General features: G+C 72.5%; 14 protein-coding genes, 2 tRNA genes and 2 pseudogenes. 11 read left to right on the top strand and 7 right to left on the bottom strand.

Annotated elements, in window-relative coordinates:
* Positions 1-36: 36 nt before the first annotated feature.
* The 3 genes from Air01nite_RS27285 (at position 37) to Air01nite_RS27275 (ending at position 1,138) form a co-directional block, all read left to right on the top strand.
* Positions 37-840, top strand: a complete 804-nt coding sequence (locus tag Air01nite_RS27285; protein WP_203706169.1) for a fumarylacetoacetate hydrolase family protein — start codon at positions 37-39, stop codon at positions 838-840.
* A gap of 77 nt (positions 841-917) precedes the next feature.
* Positions 918-989, top strand: a tRNA-Gln gene (locus Air01nite_RS27280).
* A gap of 76 nt (positions 990-1,065) precedes the next feature.
* Positions 1,066-1,138 (top strand) — tRNA-Glu (locus tag Air01nite_RS27275).
* 62 nt (positions 1,139-1,200) lie between these two features.
* Here the strand turns inward: Air01nite_RS27275 and Air01nite_RS27270 are convergent.
* The gene (locus tag Air01nite_RS27270) at positions 1,201-1,887 is read right to left on the bottom strand and encodes an IclR family transcriptional regulator (protein ID WP_089254997.1); all 687 of its coding nucleotides are present in this window, start codon (positions 1,885-1,887) and stop codon (positions 1,201-1,203) included.
* 49 nt (positions 1,888-1,936) lie between these two features.
* On the opposite strand from Air01nite_RS27270, the gene leuC reads away from it, so the two are divergent.
* From leuC to Air01nite_RS27250, 4 genes are all read left to right on the top strand, one after another.
* Positions 1,937-3,391 (top strand): 3-isopropylmalate dehydratase large subunit, encoded by a 1,455-nt coding sequence (gene leuC, locus Air01nite_RS27265; RefSeq protein WP_203706168.1) that lies wholly within the window; start codon positions 1,937-1,939, stop codon positions 3,389-3,391.
* A gap of 29 nt (positions 3,392-3,420) precedes the next feature.
* Positions 3,421-4,008 (top strand): 3-isopropylmalate dehydratase small subunit, encoded by a 588-nt coding sequence (gene leuD, locus Air01nite_RS27260; RefSeq protein ID WP_203706167.1) that lies wholly within the window; start codon positions 3,421-3,423, stop codon positions 4,006-4,008.
* A 184-nt stretch (positions 4,009-4,192) separates the two neighbouring features.
* On the top strand, positions 4,193-4,756 hold the full coding sequence (locus Air01nite_RS27255; protein ID WP_203706166.1) for an HU family DNA-binding protein: 564 nt from the start codon (positions 4,193-4,195) through the stop codon (positions 4,754-4,756).
* Between the two features lie 141 nt (positions 4,757-4,897).
* A complete protein-coding gene (locus tag Air01nite_RS27250; protein ID WP_203706165.1) occupies positions 4,898-6,772 on the top strand; it encodes an endonuclease/exonuclease/phosphatase family protein in 1,875 nt (624 codons plus the stop codon).
* Positions 6,773-6,827: 55 nt separating this feature from the next.
* Here the strand turns inward: Air01nite_RS27250 and Air01nite_RS27245 are convergent, their stop codons facing one another.
* The 4 genes and pseudogenes from Air01nite_RS27245 to cofC form a co-directional block, all read right to left on the bottom strand.
* Complete coding sequence (locus Air01nite_RS27245; RefSeq protein ID WP_203706164.1) at positions 6,828-7,712, bottom strand: NUDIX domain-containing protein; 885 nt, start codon at positions 7,710-7,712, stop codon at positions 6,828-6,830.
* Entirely contained in the window at positions 7,700-9,229 is a 1,530-nt protein-coding gene (locus Air01nite_RS27240) for a CYTH and CHAD domain-containing protein (RefSeq protein ID WP_203706163.1), read from the bottom strand. Before Air01nite_RS27240 ends, Air01nite_RS27245 begins: the two co-directional genes overlap by 13 nt.
* Positions 9,230-9,244: 15 nt before the next feature.
* A pseudogene (locus Air01nite_RS27235) lies at positions 9,245-11,314 on the bottom strand (RNA degradosome polyphosphate kinase); the annotation flags it as partial.
* A gap of 309 nt (positions 11,315-11,623) precedes the next feature.
* A complete protein-coding gene (gene cofC, locus Air01nite_RS27230) occupies positions 11,624-12,442 on the bottom strand; it encodes a 2-phospho-L-lactate guanylyltransferase (RefSeq protein ID WP_425546836.1) in 819 nt (272 codons plus the stop codon).
* A gap of 104 nt (positions 12,443-12,546) precedes the next feature.
* Here cofC and Air01nite_RS27225 point away from each other — a divergent pair, with 104 nt between their 5' ends.
* From Air01nite_RS27225 to Air01nite_RS27215, 3 genes are read left to right on the top strand one after another with little or no spacing between them, the layout of a single operon-like run.
* Entirely contained in the window at positions 12,547-13,305 is a 759-nt protein-coding gene (locus Air01nite_RS27225) for a lysophospholipid acyltransferase family protein (RefSeq protein WP_203706162.1), read from the top strand.
* Entirely contained in the window at positions 13,302-14,297 is a 996-nt protein-coding gene (locus Air01nite_RS27220) for an NAD(P)H-dependent glycerol-3-phosphate dehydrogenase (protein WP_203706161.1), read from the top strand. Before Air01nite_RS27225 ends, Air01nite_RS27220 begins: the two co-directional genes overlap by 4 nt.
* A 1-nt stretch (position 14,298) precedes the next feature.
* Positions 14,299-15,408 carry a cystathionine gamma-lyase gene (locus Air01nite_RS27215; RefSeq protein WP_373310475.1) on the top strand — a complete coding sequence of 370 codons (1,110 nt, stop codon included), beginning with the start codon at positions 14,299-14,301 and terminating at the stop codon, positions 15,406-15,408.
* A gap of 75 nt (positions 15,409-15,483) precedes the next feature.
* On the opposite strand, the pseudogene Air01nite_RS27210 reads toward Air01nite_RS27215, so the two are convergent.
* Positions 15,484-15,726: pseudogene (locus Air01nite_RS27210) on the bottom strand (hypothetical protein); the annotation flags it as partial.
* Positions 15,727-15,830: 104 nt separating this feature from the next.
* On the opposite strand from Air01nite_RS27210, the gene Air01nite_RS27205 reads away from it, so the two are divergent.
* Positions 15,831-16,934, top strand: a complete 1,104-nt coding sequence (locus Air01nite_RS27205; RefSeq protein WP_203706159.1) for a D-alanine--D-alanine ligase family protein — start codon at positions 15,831-15,833, stop codon at positions 16,932-16,934.
* 88 nt (positions 16,935-17,022) lie between these two features.
* Here Air01nite_RS27205 and Air01nite_RS27200 read toward each other — a convergent pair whose 3' ends face one another.
* Positions 17,023-17,463, bottom strand: coding sequence for an HIT family protein (locus tag Air01nite_RS27200; protein WP_203706158.1), 441 nt, complete (start codon positions 17,461-17,463; stop codon positions 17,023-17,025).
* Positions 17,464-17,470: the final 7 nt, after the last annotated feature.

The raw sequence follows: 17,470 nt of genomic DNA, 5'->3' as shown, positions 1-17,470 counted from the left end.
CGCGGGGACAGGGTGTGCGACGGCTAGATTTGGGGCGTGCGTATCGCTCTGTTCGCCCATTCCAACGGGCAGTCGTTCGGCGTCGTCGAGGGTGAGGCCGGCGCGGGTCCCGACGCCCTGACCGTCGCCGAGATCGAGGGTCTCCCGTTCGGCGAGATCAAGTTCACCAACCGGCGCTGGGCGCTGGCCGACGTGCGGCTGCTGCCGCCGATGCTGCCCCGCAAAATCATCGCGGTCGGCCGCAACTACGTCGAGCACGCGTCGGAGCTCGGCAACGAGGTGCCCAAGGAGCCGTTGCTGTTCCTCAAGCCGCCGTCGTCCGTGATCGGGCCCGGCGACCCGATCGAGCTGCCGATCCAGTCGAAGCAGGTCGAGCACGAGGCCGAGTTGGCCGTCGTGATCGGCGTGCAGGGCGCCCGCCGGGTCGACCGGGCCGGCGCGCAGCGGGCCATCTTCGGCTACACGTGCGCCAACGACGTGACCGCGCGGGACCTGCAGCGCATCGACGGGCAGTGGACCCGGGCCAAGGGCTTCGACACGTTCTGCCCGATCGGCCCGTGGATCGTGACCGACCTCGACGTCAGCAACCTCGAGGTGCGCTGCGAGGTCGGCCGGCCGCCCGAGGAGCTCGAGGTGCGGCAGCTCGGCAACACCCGGGACATGGTCTTCGACATCCCGACGATCGTGTCCTACGTCTCACACGTCATGACGCTCGGCCCGGGCGACGTGATCCTCACCGGCACACCCGCCGGGGTCAGCCCGATCCTGGCCGGTGAGACGGTGTCGGTGCAGATCGAGGGCATCGGCGAACTGACCAACCCGGTCACCGCCATCGAGTGACGTCGAAGCAGGGGGTGGCCGATTTGGTGACCGCCACCCCCTCCGGTAAAGTTCTCACTCGGCGCTTCAAGCGCCATTGGGGTATGGGGTAATTGGCAGCCCAACTGATTCTGGTTCAGTTAGTCTAGGTTCGAGTCCTGGTACCCCAGCAACGATGCCGAGATGGCAGCGACGCTGGACTCTGATAGAGTTCCGCTCCGTCGCCACCGCGACATCGGAAGTCCTGGCCCCGTCGTCTAGCGGCCTAGGACGCCGCCCTCTCAAGGCGGTAGCGTGGGTTCGAATCCCATCGGGGCTACACAGGGTTAAACCCCCCGAGATCAGATCTCGGGGGGTTTTGCTTATCCGTCCAAAGTGGGACTAGAGGCCCGAAAGCCGTTGGCCCGCGCGGACGACGGCCATGGCGTGCCGGTCACCGGGGCGGCGGCCCAGCCGCTCGATCGGGCCCGAGACGCTGATCGAGGCGATCACCCGGCCCGTCCGGTCGCGGATCGGTGCCGAGACGCTGGCCACACCGGGCTCGCGCTCCGCGACGCTCTGGGCCCAGCCTCGGCGACGGACCTCGGCCAGTGTGCGGCCGGTAAACTTGCAGCGAGGCAGCAGAGGCATGACCGCCTCCGGTGGCTCCCAGGCGAGCAGGATCTGGGCGGCCGAGCCGGCCGTCATCGGCAGCACCGAGCCGACCGGCACCGTGTCGCGCAGGCCGCTGGCGCGTTCCGCGGCGGCGACGCAGATCCGTTCGTCCGCCCGGCGCAGATAGAGCTGTGCGCTCTCGCCGGTCGCGTCCCGCAATGCGGACAGCAGCGGCTCGGCGGCCGTGAGCAGCACGTCCGGCGCCGCGTTGGCCAGCTCGCCCAGGCGTGGACCGGGGCGCCAGCGCCCCTGCGTGTCCCGCACGAGCATGCGATGGATCTCCAACGCCTGTGCCAGGCGGTGCGCGGTGGCCCGGGGCAACCGGGTCCGCTCCACGAGTTCGGCCAGGCTGGCGCCGTCGACACAGGCCGCGAGGATCACCACCGCCTTGTCGAGGACGCCGACACCGCTCATACTGTGTCCCACAAGCCGAAACATACCTCCCAGAATTTAGGATGTCCAGATGGTGGGAGTCACGCCTAAGCCAACGTCGCCGAGGACCCTGGCCGAGAAGGTCTGGGACGCTCACGTGGTGCGATCCGCCGAGGGTGAGCCGGATCTGCTCTTCATCGACCTGCACCTGCTGCACGAGGTGACGAGCCCGCAGGCGTTCGACGGCCTGCGCACCGCCGGCCGCACCGTGCGGCGCACCGATCTCACGCTCGCGACCGAGGACCACAACACGCCCACGGGTTACAGCAACCCGGCGTTCAACCTCCGGCGCGGCGACCCGCTGACGATCGCCGACCCGACGTCGCGCACCCAGATCGAGACGCTGCGCCGCAACTGCGCCGAGTTCGGCATCCGGCTGCATCCGCTGGGCGACGACAACCAGGGCATCGTGCACGTGATCGGTCCGCAGTTGGGCGTCACCCAGCCCGGCATGACGATCGTGTGCGGCGACTCACACACGGCCACCCACGGCGCTTTCGGCGCGCTGGCGTTCGGCATCGGCACCAGCGAGGTCGAGCACGTGCTGGCGACCCAGACGCTGCCGCAGTCCCGCCCGAAGACCATGGCGGTCAACGTGGTCGGCGACCTCGCGCCCGGCGTCACCGCCAAAGACCTTGTGCTGGCGCTGATCGCACAGGTGGGCACCGGCGGCGGCCGCGGGCACATCGTGGAATACCGCGGCGACGCGATCCGCGACCTCTCCATGGAGGGGCGCATGACGATCGCCAACATGTCCATCGAGTGGGGCGCCAAGGCCGGCATGATCGCGCCGGACGAGACCACCTACGCCTACCTCAAGGGCCGGCCGTACGCGCCGCACGGCGACGCCTGGGACGCCGCGCTGGACTACTGGCGCAGCCTGCCCACCGACGAGGGCGCGGTGTTCGACACCGAGGTGACCCTCGACGCCAGCCGGATCAGCCCGTTCGTCACGTGGGGCACCAACCCGGGCCAGGGTGTGGCGCTCGACGGCAGCGTGCCGGCACCGGAGGACTTCGGCACCGAGGGCGAGCGCGTGGCGGCCACCCGCGCACTGGAATACATGGCGCTGACGCCGGGCACCCCGATGCGCGACCTCGCCGTCGACGTGGTGTTCGTCGGCTCGTGCACCAACGGGCGGCTGGAGGACCTGCGCGCCGCGGCCGAGGTGATCCGGGGCCACCGCGTCGCGGACGGCGTACGCATGCTCGTCGTGCCGGGTTCCGCCGCGGTCCGCGAGGCGGCCGAGATGGAAGGGCTCGACAAGGTGTTCGGCGACGCGGGCGCCGAGTGGCGGTTCGCCGGCTGCTCCATGTGTCTGGGCATGAACCCCGACACGCTCTCGCCGGGCCAGCGCTGCGCGTCCACCTCCAACCGCAACTTCGAGGGCCGCCAGGGTCGTGGCGGCCGCACCCACCTCGTCTCGCCACCCGTCGCCGCCGCCACCGCAGTCCGCGGCCGGCTGGCGTCGCCGGCGGACCTGTGACGTCGGCGACTCCCCGGAGAGAAGGAACCATGGACAAGTTCACCGTGCACACCGGCACCGCCGTACCTCTTCGGCGGTCCAACGTGGATACCGACCAGATCATCCCGGCGGTGTACCTCAAGCGGGTGACCCGCACCGGCTTCGCCGACGGCCTGTTCTCCGCCTGGCGCGAGGACCCGTCGTTCGTCCTCAACGACCCGGCGTACGCCGGCGGCACGGTGCTCGTCGCGGGCCCGGAGTTCGGCACCGGGTCATCGCGCGAGCACGCCGTGTGGGCGTTGCGGGACCACGGTTTCCGCGCCGTCGTCTCGCCGCGGTTCGGCGACATCTTCCGTGGCAACGCTCTCAAGGAGGGACTGCTGCCGGTCGAGCTCGAACTGCCCGCTGTGGAAAAGCTGTGGGCGTTGGTCGAGGCCGACCCGACCACCGACGTGACCGTCGACCTGGAACGGCGGGAACTCCGTGCGGGTGAACACGTCTGGGCGTTCCCGCTCGACGACTTCAGCCGTTGGCGGTTGCTCGAAGGGCTGGACGACATCGGCCTGACCTTGCGCCATGAGGCGGAAATCACGGAGTATGAACGGCGTCGACCGGCATTTCTGCCGGCTATCGGCTAGCCCTTCGTCGGCCCAACGGCCGATCTGAACGCGGAATTCGCCCCCTCCGGTCCCACCGGAGGGGGCGAATCCGTTACGACACAACGTCTTTTTTCGGCGAGATGTTTGTGTACCGATGACAATGGGCATACGGTGCGCGCAGAATGGCTCGCGTTGAGGCCATGAATAACATCGGAGGGAAGTTGTGAACAAAGCCGAGCTCATCGAGGCGCTCGCCGCTCGCCTGGGGGACCGGAAGACGGCGACGGCGGCGCTCGACGCGGTCCTCGCCGAGGTCCAGCAGGCGGTCACCAAGGGAGACCGCGTGGCCATCACCGGTTTCGGTGTCTTCGAAAAGCGCGTGCGCGGCGCCCGAACAGCCCGCAACCCGCGCACCGGCGAAGCGGTGAAGGTCAAGAAGACGTCCGTCCCGGCGTTCCGCGCCGGCGCGGGCTTCCGGGAGATGGTCGCCAGCGGCCGCGTGCCGAAGGTCGCCGCCGCCAAGAAGACGACCGCCAAGGCGACCACCGCCAAGGCCACCACCGCCACCAAGGCGGCGGCCGCCAAGAAGACCGCGACCGCGACCAAGAAGGCAGCTCCCGCCAAGACGGCTGCCAAGTCGACCGCGGCGAAGACCACCACCGCACGCAAGGCGGCCACCGCCAAGAAGACGAGCACCGCGGCCGCCAAGAAGACCACCACGGCACGCACCACCGCCGCGGCGAAGAAGGCCCCCGCCCGCAAGGCACCGGCCAAGAAGGCCCGCTGACCTAGCGCAGCAGGGGCAACTGACACAACAGCGCCGAGGGCGCCCACCAGAGTCGGTGGGCGCCCTCGGCGCTGTTCGGCGTCCGCTGTGGACCCGTCCGGCCGCTAGACGCGGCCCGGCGGGGTGACGAGAATCTCTCGGATGCGCCGCCCATTCCTCACCGCAGCCGGGATCGCGCTGGGTGTCGTCCTGCTGACCGACGTGCTCCGGGTCTGGTTGCCGTCGATCATCACCATCTTCGGCCAGGCCGCGTCGACGCCGGCGGAGCTGATGGGTGGCTTCGCGCTGCTGTGGTTCGTCGGCGCTTTCGCGGTCGTGCCGTTGCTGCGCCCGTTGGGGCCGCGCGGTGTCGCCGTCGTCGCGGGCGTCGCGCTCGCGGGTTGCCGGCTGGGTCTGCTGGCCACCGGCGGCGGGCAGGCACAGCTCTACGTCGCCAGCGCCGGTCTGCTCGCCGGACTGGTGTGGCTCGCCGCGACCGCTGTCACCGGCGCGGCACCGGCCCACGGGTTGGTGCTCGGCCTCGCGGCAGGCACCGCGGTGCACGCGGCCGTCGGCACGTTCGACCTGACGTGGCAGGGAAACCCGCTCGCTTGGTCGGTGATTGCCCTGCTGTGCCTGGCATTCGCCGTCCTGCTGCCCGGGGTGACCAACCACACAACGGATTCAGCGCCCGGCCCGGCGGCCTGGTTCGTCGTCGGTCCTGTGCTGTTGTTGTGGACGATGGTCGCGGGCTCTCCCGCGCTCGCCGGCACGGCCGTCTCCTACGCCTTGGGCGAGGAGTCCGGGATCGCCGGCCCCGCACCGGGTTCCGCGCTGGCGACCGCCGTCCTGTCGGCCGTGTCGGTCGGTCTCCTCGCTGCGGGCGCGCTGCTGCCCCGGCCGGGCGTGGCGGTGTCGGTCGCCGCCGCCCTCACCCTGTGCGCGGGCACGGCGGTGTTCGCGCTGTCGTGGGGCTCCGGCCTCGTCGCGGCGATCCCGGCCACGGCCCTCGGTCTCGGTCTGGCCCTGCGCGCGTCGGGGCTGCGCGCCGGCGATCCCACCACGGGCACGCGGCAGCGCGGCTTCGCGGCGGTCGGCGGCATGACGCTGTTCGCCGTCGCCGCGGTGCTCTATTACGCCTCATACGACATCGGGTACCCCAACGACTGGGTGCCACCGGCGGTCGCGGTCGTGGTCGCGGTGATCGCCGGGCGGCCGCCGTACCCGCGCGTCGAACCGGCCCGTTCCTGGGCACCTCTCCCGGTCGCCGTCGTGGCCACGTTGGCCGCCGGTCTGCTCATGCCGACCGGCGCGCGCGGCACCGGGACGACGGCGACACCGGGCACCGTGCGGGTCGTCGCCTACAACATCCGGATGGGTTTTGGCCTCGACGGTCGCTTCGACCTCGCGGGCCTGACGGCCGCGATCGCCGCGCGCCGGCCCGACGTCGTGCTGCTCAGCGAGGTCGACCGGGCCTGGCTGCTCAACGGCGGCCACGACACCCTCGCGCTGCTCGCGGACCGGCTCGACATGCCCTACCGGTTCGCGCCCGCGGCCGACGCGGTGTGGGGTGACGCCGTGCTGACGCGGTTGCCGGTGGTCTACACGGCGACCAGCCGGCTGCGCGCGGCCGGCGCACCGACCGGCGCGCAGGCCCTCGGCGTCGTGCTCGACCTCGGCGGCAAGGAGTTGGCCGTGGTCTCCACGCACCTGCAGCCGCCGCCGGACGACGGACCGGTGAGCCAGGCCCGCGAGGTGGCCGCGTTCGCGCGCGGTTTCGCCGCGGGTCGCCCGCTGGTGGTCGGCGGCGACCTCAACACGCAACCGGGTGACCCGGCGTTCGCCGTGTTCACCGACGCCGGCCTGGTCGACGGCTTCGCCAACGACCGGCCACTGCCGACCTCGCCGGCGGACGCGCCCCGGGAGCAGATCGACCATCTGCTGGTGTCACCGGACGTCGGCGTGACCGAGGTCGAGGCGCCGCGCACCGAGGCGTCCGACCACCTGCCGGTGTCGGCCACCCTCACGGTCTTCTGAGAACACGCGCTGGCGCCCGCTCAGATCGATCAGGACGGCCGAACGGGTGCCGAACCTAGAGTGGATCTGCCGCGACGGCACCGTCGGCGGAGAACGCGACGAGCCAACCGCCGCCCTTTGGGGTGTGGTAGTCGCCCTTTCCGTTGCCGTCGAGCAACCGGGTCAGCGCGCCCGGCATCACCTTGCCCTGGCTGCAGGCGACGAAGTCGGTGCCCGCCGCGGCGAGCTCGGCCAGCCGGCCGGCCGTGGACAGCGCCTTCTCGTCGGGGTTCTGGCCCGGCGAGGGTTCGTCGAGCGCGGAGTCCGCCACGATCGGCAGGTCCAGCAACCCGGCCAGCGGTTCGAGGGTCTGCACACAGCGCAGCGGGGTCGCCGACACCAGGTGGGCCGGGCGCAGGGGCGCCAGCAGCGGCGCCAGTGCGGCGGCCCGGTCCCGGCCGTCGCCGTCCAGCGGGCGCGCGGTGTCGGGGCCGGTCCAGGCGCTGCGCTTGCCGGCGTGGGCGTGCCGGACCAGCCCGCAGACCGCGGTCACCAGCGGCAGCGTGGCGAAGTCGCGGACCACCCGGACGTCGTGCGAGTAGCTCAGCAGGCGCAGCGCCTCGTCGACGGGCAGCCAGCGGATCCCGTTGACCTCGTCGGCGTCGACCTCGACCGAGGGATCGTCCGCGGCGTACCGCATCGACCAGTAGTCGACGGTCTTCGGGAAGCCCTCCCGCACCGTGTAGCTGACGCTGGAGAGGCGCACCTGCGGCACGGCGCGGACGCCGGTCTCCTCGGCCACCTCGCGCACCGCGGCGGCCAACGGGTGCTCGTCGGCCTCCAGCTTGCCCTTGGGAAGCGACCAGTCGTCGTACCGCGGTCGGTGGACGAGGCAGATGTCCACCCCGTCGCCCGCCGGCCGCCAGACCACGCCTCCCGCGGCCCGGATCACGGCAACCATCGCGTCCTTGTCGGTTCGGCGGCGACCGCCCACGCCTCCGGGAAGGCGGCCCGGACGGCCCGGATCGACGCGCGCTCCCGCTCGTAGAGCCGGCCCGCGACGACCGCGAGATCGGTGTCGCCGGGCGACTCGGTGGCCAGGGCCACCCAGGTGTCGGCCGCGACGGCGGCGTCCTGGTGCTCACCGAGCAGGTTCTGCACCTTGGCCAGGGCCTTGGCCAGCTTGGCGGCGGGGCCGCCGATCACCGCGGCGACCGCGTCGACCGCGTACCGGGCCCGCTTGCCGTTGATGCGCACCGCGTGCCAGCGCTCGTCGGCCGCGAGCGGGTCGAGGTCGGTGGCGCCGTCGACGCCCTTGGCGCCGTAGGCCAACCGCCGCCACGGCCGGGCCACCATGCGCGGCAGCATTCGCAGGGCGGGCTGTGCGGCCGAGGCCGCGACCCGCGGCTCGCGCGCGGCGTCGACCAACAGGTCGAGCAGGGCGTGGTAGCGCGGGCTGCGCAGGGCCTCGTCGACCTCGGCCAGGGCCTGTCGCTGCCGGACGTCGAGCGCCGCGTCGAGCCGCTCGATCGCCTCCGGGTCGACCGGGCAGAGCGGGTCGGCGTTCGCGGTGTGCCGCAACCGTTCCCGCAGCACCTCGGCGTCGCGGGCCGCGCCCAGCACGCCGGCGATCCAGCGCAGTTCGTCGCGGAGCCGGTCGACCCAGTCGCGGTCGAGCAGCGCGGCGAACGTGCGCAGGTCGCTGCGCAACCGGCGGCAGCCCACCCGCATCTGGTGCACCGCCGTGTCGCCGTCGTCGAGCGGCTGGTTGAGCCGAACCAACGGGTCGTGCGCCAGGATCCGGCCGACGCCGGAGCGCACCGCGGCGACCACCACGTCGGCGGCGGACGGCTGCTCGGGCAGGTCGCCCGGCGGTGTCAGGTCGGGCGCCAGCGCGGCCGCGGCACCCAGCGCCCGGACGTGCTTCGGCGTGAACTCGCCCTCCACGGCGCCGGCCTCGGTCAACGCGGCGGTCACGGCGTCGAGCAGCGCGCGGTCGCCGGCCTTGCGCTCCACCTCGATCTCGCGGAACGCCATCCGCACGGCCTTGCCGTCGAACACGGTGACCGCGTCGTCGGCCACCTCGGCCAGCACGGTGCCGTCGGCGTCGTGCACCTCGTACGCGTGCCGCACGGTCCGGATCTTCGCCGCGGGCGCCAACGCCGCACCGCGCGACCACGCGGTCACCAACGCGACCAGGTCGGCCGGCGCGGTGCCCTGGCGGCCCCGGCGGGAGATCTCGTGGCGCAGCCCCGGCACCGCCGCCGGCAGCTTCACGGTCCACGGCAGGGCGTCGCCCTTGCGGTGCCGCAGCGATACGCCGGCCCGGGCCAGGCGCAGGTCGGGTGTGTCGTAGTAGGTGGCGGTCAGCGTGACCGGCGGCGCACCGACCACCGCGCTCCCGGCCGGGAGGCGGTCGGCCAGGTCCGGCAGCCGGAACGCGTCGTCGGCAGCGAGCTTGCGTTCCTCTTCGAGCATGCGGCTCAGCCTAAATCAGCCGGCCGTGCCGACGATACGGCGCAGCAGGCGGTCCTGCAGGTGGGCCAGCGGCTTGTCCAAAGTGGAAGTGCGCCGGGTCCAGCTGCCGTCGCCGTGCAGCACGAACGTGTCGGTGTCGTCGCTCATCGAGGCGGTCAGCACGCCGTCGAGCTCGGCCCGCGCCACGGGATCGGTGACCAGCACCAGCGCCTCGACCCGGCGGTCCAGGTTGCGGTGCATCATGTCGGCCGAGCCGATCCAGAACTCCGTGGTCGGGTCGTCGGCGTCCACGCCGAACCGGAAGACGCGCGAATGCTCGAGGAACCGGCCCAGGATCGAGTGCACGCGGATGTTGTCGGAGAGCCCCCGCACGCCCGGTCGCAGCGTGCACATGCCCCGGATGACCAGGTCGACGTGCACGCCGGCCTGGGACGCGCGGTAGAGCGCGTCCACGAGATCCTCGTCGACCAGGCCGTTGGCCTTCATCTGGACGAGGCCCGCGCCGCCCAGCCGGACCTTGTCGATCTCGCGGTCGATCCGCTCGATCAGGCCGCTGCGGATGCCGTGCGGCGCCACCAGCAGCCGGCGGTACGCGGTCTGCCGGCTGTAGCCCGTCAACACGTTGAACAGGTCGGTCAGGTCGGCGCCCACCTCCGGATCGGCCGTCAGCATGCCGAAGTCCTCGTACAGCCGAGCGGTCTTGGGGTGGTAGTTGCCGGTGCCGATGTGGCAGTAGCGGCGGATCTGGTTGCCCTCCTGCCGCACCACCAACGCCGTCTTGCAGTGGGTCTTGAGGCCGACCAGGCCGTAGACGACGTGGCAGCCGGCGCGCTCCAGCATCCGTGCCCAGCCGATGTTGGCCACCTCGTCGAACCGGGCCTTGACCTCGACCAGCACCACGACCTGCTTGCCGGCGGTCGCGGCGTCGATCAGCGCGTCGACGATCGGCGAGTCGCCGCTGGTGCGGTAGAGCGTCTGCTTGATCGCCAGCACGTTGGGGTCGGCCGCGGCCTGCTCGATGAAGCGCTGCACGCTGGTCGAGAACGAGTGGTAGGGGTGGTGCACAAGCACGTCGCCGTCCCGCAGCACGGAGAACACGCTGCGCGGCACCTCGCCCTCGACCAGGCGCGGGTGGGTGGCCGGCACGAACGGCCGGTCCTTGAGGTCGGGGCGGTCGACGTCGCCGTAGATCTGCCACAGCGACGACAGGTCGAGCAGGCCGCGCACCCGCAGCACGTCGTTGGCTTCCATGTCGAGCTCGCGGACCAGCAGGTCCAGCACGTGGTCGGAGATCGAGGCGGCGACCTCGAGGCGCACCGGCGGGCCGAACCGGCGCCGGGCCAGCTCGCGCTCCAGCGCCTGCAGCAGGTCTTCGTCGCGGTCCTCGTCGACCTCGACGTCGGCGTTGCGGGTGACCCGGAACAGGTGGCACTCGACCACCTGCATGCCGGAGAAGAGCTGGCCGAGGTGGTTGGAGATGAGCTCCTCGACGGGCAGGAAGCGGTTGGTGCGGCCGATCCGGACGAACCGCGGCACGTTGTTGGGCACCTTGACGCGGGCGAACAGCACCTGGCCGCCGTCGGGGTCGCGGACCGAGACGGCGAGGGACAGGGACCGGTTGGAGATGTACGGGAACGGGTGCGCCGGGTCGACCGCGAGCGGCGTGAGCACCGGGAACACGTGGTCGCGGAAGTAGGTGCGCAGCTGCTCGCGCTCGTCGTCGGCCAGGTCGGCCCACTGGAGCAGCTCGATGCCCTCGGCGTTGAGCTTGGGCAGCACCTCGTCGACGAAGCAGGCGGCGTGCCTGGCCACCAGGTCGGCGGTCTTCTCGCCGACCAGCTCGAGCTGGGTGCGCAGCGGCATCTGGTCGCCGCCGCGGACCGGCAGGCCGGCCTGGAGGCGGCGCTTGAGGCCCGCGACCCGCACCATGTAGAACTCGTCGAGGTTGCTGGCGAAGATCGCGAGGAACTTGGCCCGCTCCAGCAGCGGGGTCGACGGGTCCTCGGCGAGGGCGAGCACCCGGGCGTTGAAGTCGAGCCACGACAGCTCGCGGTTGAGGAACCGGTCCTCGGGCAGCGGGTCGGAGCCCAGCGGCGGCACGTCGTCCGGCGGCGGCGAGTCGGTGTGGTCGTTGGCCGTCGGCGGCGCCGGGTTCTCGGGCGCGGGGCCGTGCCCGCTGCCCCGGCTCTGTGGGCCTGGCGCGCTGCGCGTCTCGGTCGGACCCGCGGCAGCCACCAGCTCGGCCTCGTCGTCGCTGGGCACCGTGATCGGGAGGAACCGTCCGTTGGTCCCGCGCGGTCGTGGCATGCGTCGGCCGGGTGGTGTCTGGGTCACCCCATCATCATTACCCGATCGAGCTGAACGTGAAATGCACTTCAGTCGGTTCGTGGCGTGTCAGGGAAGTGTGGGGATGGTGAGTCGAGTCACCACACCTGATTGGTCCTGCTCGATGCGCACCCGCTGGCCCAGGCGGAGCAGCCGCAGGCCGGAGGCGTCGAAGGCGGCAGCCGGGTAGGTGACCTGGGTGCCGTCGTCGAGCAGCAGCGTGCCGGACCGGCTGTCGGGGTCGTATGTCGCGACCGTGCCCTGCATGCCAGCACCGTAACCCACCAGGCGCGCGGTGTGCGGGCCGAGACCGAGGGCGGCCGCCGCGGCGAGATCGGCCGCCGTGTCCACGTCGCGGCGCAGGGTGGGCCAGCGCCCGGCCAGGGGCACGGCGCCCGAGGCGGCGTGGGCGGCGGCGGAACCCGGCCCGAACCGCGGATCCAGGCGTACGCCCGGCGGCGCGGTCAGCAGCACCGTGCCCGTGCCGGGCGCGTCGGCGGCGTACCGGCGTGCAAAGCCTTCCCCGGACTCCCGCAGGGCGGCGCTCAGTTCGGCGGTCGCCAGCGCCGGGAGATCGGCCTGCAGGGCGGCGACCGGCCGATCATGCGCGGCCGCTGCGCCGCTGGTGAACGCCGGGTTGAGCCCGCCGCCGCTCGGTTCGGGCACCGGGCGGGCACCGAGGGCGGCCAGGGCGGCGGCGGCGCCGGGGTCGTCGGTGACCGCGATCACCTCGGCCACCTCGGGCGAGGCCAGCGCGGCGGTCGCGGTGTCCAGGGCGAGCGCCAGGGCCAGGAGTTCGTGCGGCACGGCAGGCAGGGCGCCGCGCAGCCGGGTCTTGGCGGCGGCGGGCGGCTTGACAGCGAGCACGACCGCCCAGTCCCCATGCACGGGCCTATGGTGCCAGTCCCTGGCTGGCCCTCCGTGGCCCGGAGCAGGCATGATTTCGCTGCGGGCCGCGCGGGCGGGCGCGTCGGCGGGGTCGAGGAGGCAGGGTGGCACGGCGGAGGCTCGGGTTCTGGCGACGTCTGGTGGTCGTGCTGGTCAAGCCGGTGCTCACCGGGTGGACCAAGCGCACGTGGACCGGCATGGAGCACATCCCGGCCTCCGGCGGCGCGATCATCGTCGCCAACCACCTGTCGCACGCCGACCCGGTGGTCATCGGGCACTACGTCTACGACGCCGGGCGCTGGCCGAGCTTCCTGGCCAAGGCCAGCGTGTTCCGGGCGCCGGTGGTCGGCTACATCATCAGCCGCTGCCAGCAGATCCCGGTCGAGCGCGGCTCGGTCGACGCCGCGCGGTCGCTGGACACCCTGGTCGCGGCCGTCAAGGACGGCAGCAGCGTCATCATCTATCCCGAGGGCACCACCAGCAAGGAACCGGACCTGTGGCCGATGAGGGGCAAGACCGGCGCCGCCCGGCTGGCCCTGATCACCGGCGCCCCAGTCATACCGGTCGTGATGGACGGCCCGCAGGCGCTGTTCGACCCGCGCACCTCGAAGGTCGGCCTGCGGCCCCGGATCCCGGTGCGCGTGCACGCCGGTGAGCCGATCGACCTGAGCGCCTGGTCGGGCGCCGCACCCACTCGGCATACCCTCGATGCGATGACCGACGCGATCATGCTGCACCTGCGCGACATGCTGGCCGAGGTGCGCGGCGTGACCGACCCGCCGCCGCTGTGGTCGCCGCCGCGGCAGCGCAAGGAGGCCGCGCCGGCGTCCGAGCCCGTGACACCGACCGGGGACCAGGCATGAGCCATGTGGCGGTGCTCGGTGCGGGGTCGTGGGGCACGGCGTTCGCCAAGGTGCTCGGTGACGCCGGGCGCGACGTGACCATCTGGTCGCGCCGCGAGGCGGTGGCCGCCGGCATCCGCGAGCACGGGCACAACCCCGACTACTTCCCGCAGGTACGCCTGCCGGAGCGGGTCACCGCCACCGCCGACGCCGGCAAGGCGATCGCGGGCGCGGAGATCGTCGTGCTCGCCGTGCCGTCGCAGACGCTGCGCGGCAACCTCGCCGACTGGCGGCCGTTCCTCGACTCCGACGCGACGCTGGTCTCCCTCATGAAGGGCATCGAGCTCGGCACCACCAAACGGATGAGCGAGGTCGTGGTCGAAGCCGCCGGGGTGCCGTTGGACCGGGTGGTCGTGGTGTCCGGGCCCAACCTCGCACCGGAGCTGGCGATGGGCCAACCGGCGGCGACCGTGGTGGCCGGCACCGACATGCGCCGCGCGACGCTGGTGCAGGACGCGATCACGACGCCTTACATGCGGCCGTACACGAACGACGACGTGATCGGCGCCGAGCTGGGCGGTGCGGTGAAGAACGTGATCGCGCTGGCCTACGGCATCGCCGAGGCGATGGGCCTCGGCGACAACCTGAAGGCCACGTTGATCACCCGCGGCCTGGCGGAGACCGCGCGGTTGGGTGTCGCCCTCGGTGCGGACCCGCTGACCTTCTCCGGCCTCTCCGGGCTGGGCGACCTGGTCGGCACGTGCCACTCGCGCTTCTCGCGCAACCGCACCTTCGGCGAGCGGCTCGGCCGCGGCGAGACGCTGGAGCAGGCGCAGGCCGCGGTCGGGCAGACGGCCGAGGGCGTCAAGAGCTGCCTCGCGATCCGCGACCTGGCCCGCAAGAACGACGTGGAGATGCCGATCACCGAGCAGGTGGAACGGGTCTGCCACGAGGGCGCCGACCCGCGCGAGGCGCTGATCATCCTGATGACCCGCACGACGAAAGCTGAATGAGTTGACCGAGTACGGCGACGGCACGCGGTCCGTGCACGCTGGACTGCCGCCGGCGGTGCCCGGTGAGCCCTTCCTGCCCGGGCCGGTCTTCGCGGCCCCCTACCACCTCGACCCGGAGGCCGGGCCGGCCGCGACGCCCAACGGCTACGGCCGGCCCGACAACCGCACCCGGCGGCTGCTCGAGTCGGCGATCGGCGAGCTGGAGGGCGGTCCGGCGCTCGCGTTCGCCAGCGGGCAGGCGGCGGTCACCGCGGCGCTGCTGTCGATCCTGCGGCCCGGCGACACGGTCGTGCTGCCCGCCGACGGCTACTACCCGGTGCGCGGTTTCGCCACGTCGACGCTGGCGGAGCTGGGCGTCTCGGTCGTGTTCGCGCCGACCGCCGGCCCGCACCCGGACTACGCGGGCGTGCGGCTCGTGCTGCTGGAGACGCCGGCCAACCCGGGTCTCGACGTCTGCGACCTGGCCGCGCTCGCCGACCGCGCGCACGCCGCCGGCGCCCTGCTCGCCGTCGACAACACCGCCGCGACCCCGCTCGGGCAGCGGCCACTCGACCTCGGCGCCGACCTGTCGCTGGCCTCGGGCACCAAGGCGCTGACCGGACATTCGGACCTGCTGCTCGGGTACGTCGCGACGCGCACTCCTTCGCTGCTGGAGTCGCTGACGGTGTGGCGCACCACGACCGGCTCGATACCCAGCGCGTTCGACGCCTGGCTCGCCCACCGCTCGCTGTTCACCCTCGACCTGCGGCTGGCCCGGCAGACGGCGAACGCGGCCGCGGTGGTCGAGGCGCTGGCCGGGCGCGCGGACGTGACCGGCCTGCGGTGGCCGGGGCGACCCGGCGACCCGGCTTTCGAGGTCGCGTCCCGGCAGATGCGCCGGATCCCCGGCATCGTCGGCTTCGACCTCGGCTCGGCCGACCGGGTGGCCCGCTTCCTGGCGGCGTCTGACCTGGTCGCGGCCGCGACGTCGTTCGGCGGGGTGCACACCAGCGCGGACCGGCGCGAGCAGTGGGGCGACGACACGGCGCCCGGGTTCGTGCGGCTGTCGTGCGGCATCGAGGACGCGGCCGACCTGGTCGCCGACATCGTCGCGGCGCTCGACAAGTCCTGACGGTCATTCCCGTGTCCGGCGGCCTCCCCGGGAGGCGCCGCCGAGCCGGGGCCGGGGCGTGGGCGCCGGGGCGGTCCGCTTGAGGTGGTAGCGGTGCAGCTCGCTGGTCCCCTCCAGGCTCGGGTTCTCGCTCACCGAGACGAGCTCCCAGCCCTGGCCGCCGGCCCGGTTGAGGTGGGCGAGCGCGGTCTCGCCGAACGGCGTGACGTCGAGCATCGAGCCGTCCGGCCCGTACCAGTGGAACGTGACCTCCCAGCCGGCCGCGTCGACCCGCGCCATGCGCCGGCGGACGAGCAGCGCGTACTCCCATTTCGCCATGGGCCCGGGGATTCCCCGCCGGGGCGCTCGGAAAACGGCGCGCACGCAGCGTGATCGCTGGACCAGCCAGCCTCACGCGCCCCGGCAGAGTAGGGTCCTGACCTGTGACCAAGCCTAGGAAGATCCGCGTCGCGGTCGTTTTCGGCGGCCGCAGCACCGAGCACGCGATTTCGGCGGTCAGCGCCGGAAGCATCCTGCGGGTGCTGGACCCTGATCAATACGAGGTGATTCCCGTCGGGATCACCCGTGCAGGTCAGTGGGTGCTCACCGACGGTGATCCTGGCGCGCTCGCGATCGAGGGTGCGCGGCTTCCGGAGGTCACGGCGAGCGCGGGCACCGCGGTCGTGCTGCCCGGCGACCCGACCGCGCGCGGGCTCATGGTGGTCGAGCCGTCCGACGGGTTGAGCGCGCTGGGCTCCGTCGACGTGGTCTTTCCGGCGCTGCACGGCGCCTACGGCGAGGACGGCACCATCCAGGGGCTGCTGGAGATGGCCGGCATTCCTTATGTGGGTGCCAACGTGTTCGCCAGCGCCGCAGCGATGGACAAGGAGTTCACCAAGAAGCTCGCGGCGGCCGAGGGCATCCCGGTCGGCCCCTACGCGGTGCTGCGCAACGGGGTGTCGCTGAGCGAGGCCGACAAGCAGCGGCTCGGGCTGCCGGTGTTCGTCAAGCCGTCGCGCGCCGGGTCGTCGTACGGCATCACCAAGGTCTCCGACTGGGCCCACCTCGACGCGGCCGTCGCCACCGCCCGGCAGATCGACCCGAAGGTGCTGGTCGAGTCCGCGATCGTGGGCCGCGAGATCGAGTGCGGCGTGCTGGAGGCCGAGGCCGGCGGCGGGGCGGAGGCGTCCCTGCTCGCGGAGATCCGGGTGACCGGCGAGGGTCACGAGTTCTACGACTTCGAGGCGAAATACCTGGGCGAGGACTGCGAGTACGACATCCCGGCGCGGCTGCCGGACGGTGTCGCGCGGACGGTCCAGGACTTCGCGGTGCGCACGTTCAACGCCATCGACTGCGCCGGCCTGGCCCGCGTCGACTTCTTCGTCACCGACGACAACCAGGTGCTGCTCAACGAGATCAACACGATGCCGGGCTTCACCGCGACGTCGATGTTCCCGCGGATGTGGGCGGCCAGTGGCCTCGAATACCCGAAGCTGGTCGACCGCCTGATCCGCACGGCCCTCCGCCGCGGCAGCGGCCTGCACTAGGTCCCGTGCGACGGCTCAGCACGGCCTGCGGCGGGCCCAGCCGACGCCTGGACTCCGGCTCGGCTCGCGCTGAGCCGTCGGATAGGACCTAAACCCCCGTGAAATAGCGCCGCAGGCGGTCGGCGACGGCGGCGATCTCCGGCTCGCCGCCGCGCGGCGCGTCCGGCCAGGTGGCGCTCGCGTGCCACGGCGTGTCGTCCGGTGTGCCGCGGTAGCGCGGGAAGACGTGCTGGTGGAAGTGCATGCGGGCGACGCCGGTGCCGATCACGGCCGAGAAGACGTATTCCGCGTCCAGTTCGGAGCGCAACGCGATCGCGGCGCGGCGGGCCGCGCTGCCGACCGCCGCGGCCTCCACATCGGTCAGGTCCTCGAGGTGCGCCGCGTGCCGCAGCGGCTCGACGAACAGGTAGCCGAGCAGGGCCGGGCCCGGCCAATGGGTCACCACGACGAGGTCGTCGCGCCAGATCTCCGGACCGCCGCTCAGTGGACCCTCGCCGCGGTGCTTCGCACAGATGGGGCAATCGTCCATGGCACGG

Source organism: Asanoa iriomotensis, assembly GCF_016862515.1.
GTDB classification, from domain to species: Bacteria; Actinomycetota; Actinomycetes; order Mycobacteriales; family Micromonosporaceae; genus Asanoa; species Asanoa iriomotensis.
Note: the sequence above shows the minus strand (reverse complement) of the source record. Positions and strands in the feature narration are given on the sequence as shown.

What these genes read in the sequence shown, in the direction of transcription:
- leuD (WP_203706167.1), top strand. Translation starts at nt 3,421, where the DNA reads ATGGACAAGTTCACCGTGCACACCGGCACCGCCGTACCTCTTCGGCGG.
- Air01nite_RS27250 (WP_203706165.1), top strand. Translation starts at nt 4,898, where the DNA reads ATGCGCCGCCCATTCCTCACCGCAGCCGGGATCGCGCTGGGTGTCGTC.
- Air01nite_RS27220 (WP_203706161.1), top strand. Translation starts at nt 13,302, where the DNA reads ATGAGCCATGTGGCGGTGCTCGGTGCGGGGTCGTGGGGCACGGCGTTC.
- Air01nite_RS27240 (WP_203706163.1), bottom strand. Translation starts at nt 9,229, where the DNA reads ATGCTCGAAGAGGAACGCAAGCTCGCTGCCGACGACGCGTTCCGGCTG.
- leuC (WP_203706168.1), top strand. Translation starts at nt 1,937, where the DNA reads ATGGTGGGAGTCACGCCTAAGCCAACGTCGCCGAGGACCCTGGCCGAG.
- Air01nite_RS27270 (WP_089254997.1), bottom strand. Translation starts at nt 1,887, where the DNA reads ATGAGCGGTGTCGGCGTCCTCGACAAGGCGGTGGTGATCCTCGCGGCC.
- Air01nite_RS27245 (WP_203706164.1), bottom strand. Translation starts at nt 7,712, where the DNA reads ATGGTTGCCGTGATCCGGGCCGCGGGAGGCGTGGTCTGGCGGCCGGCG.
- Air01nite_RS27200 (WP_203706158.1), bottom strand. Translation starts at nt 17,463, where the DNA reads ATGGACGATTGCCCCATCTGTGCGAAGCACCGCGGCGAGGGTCCACTG.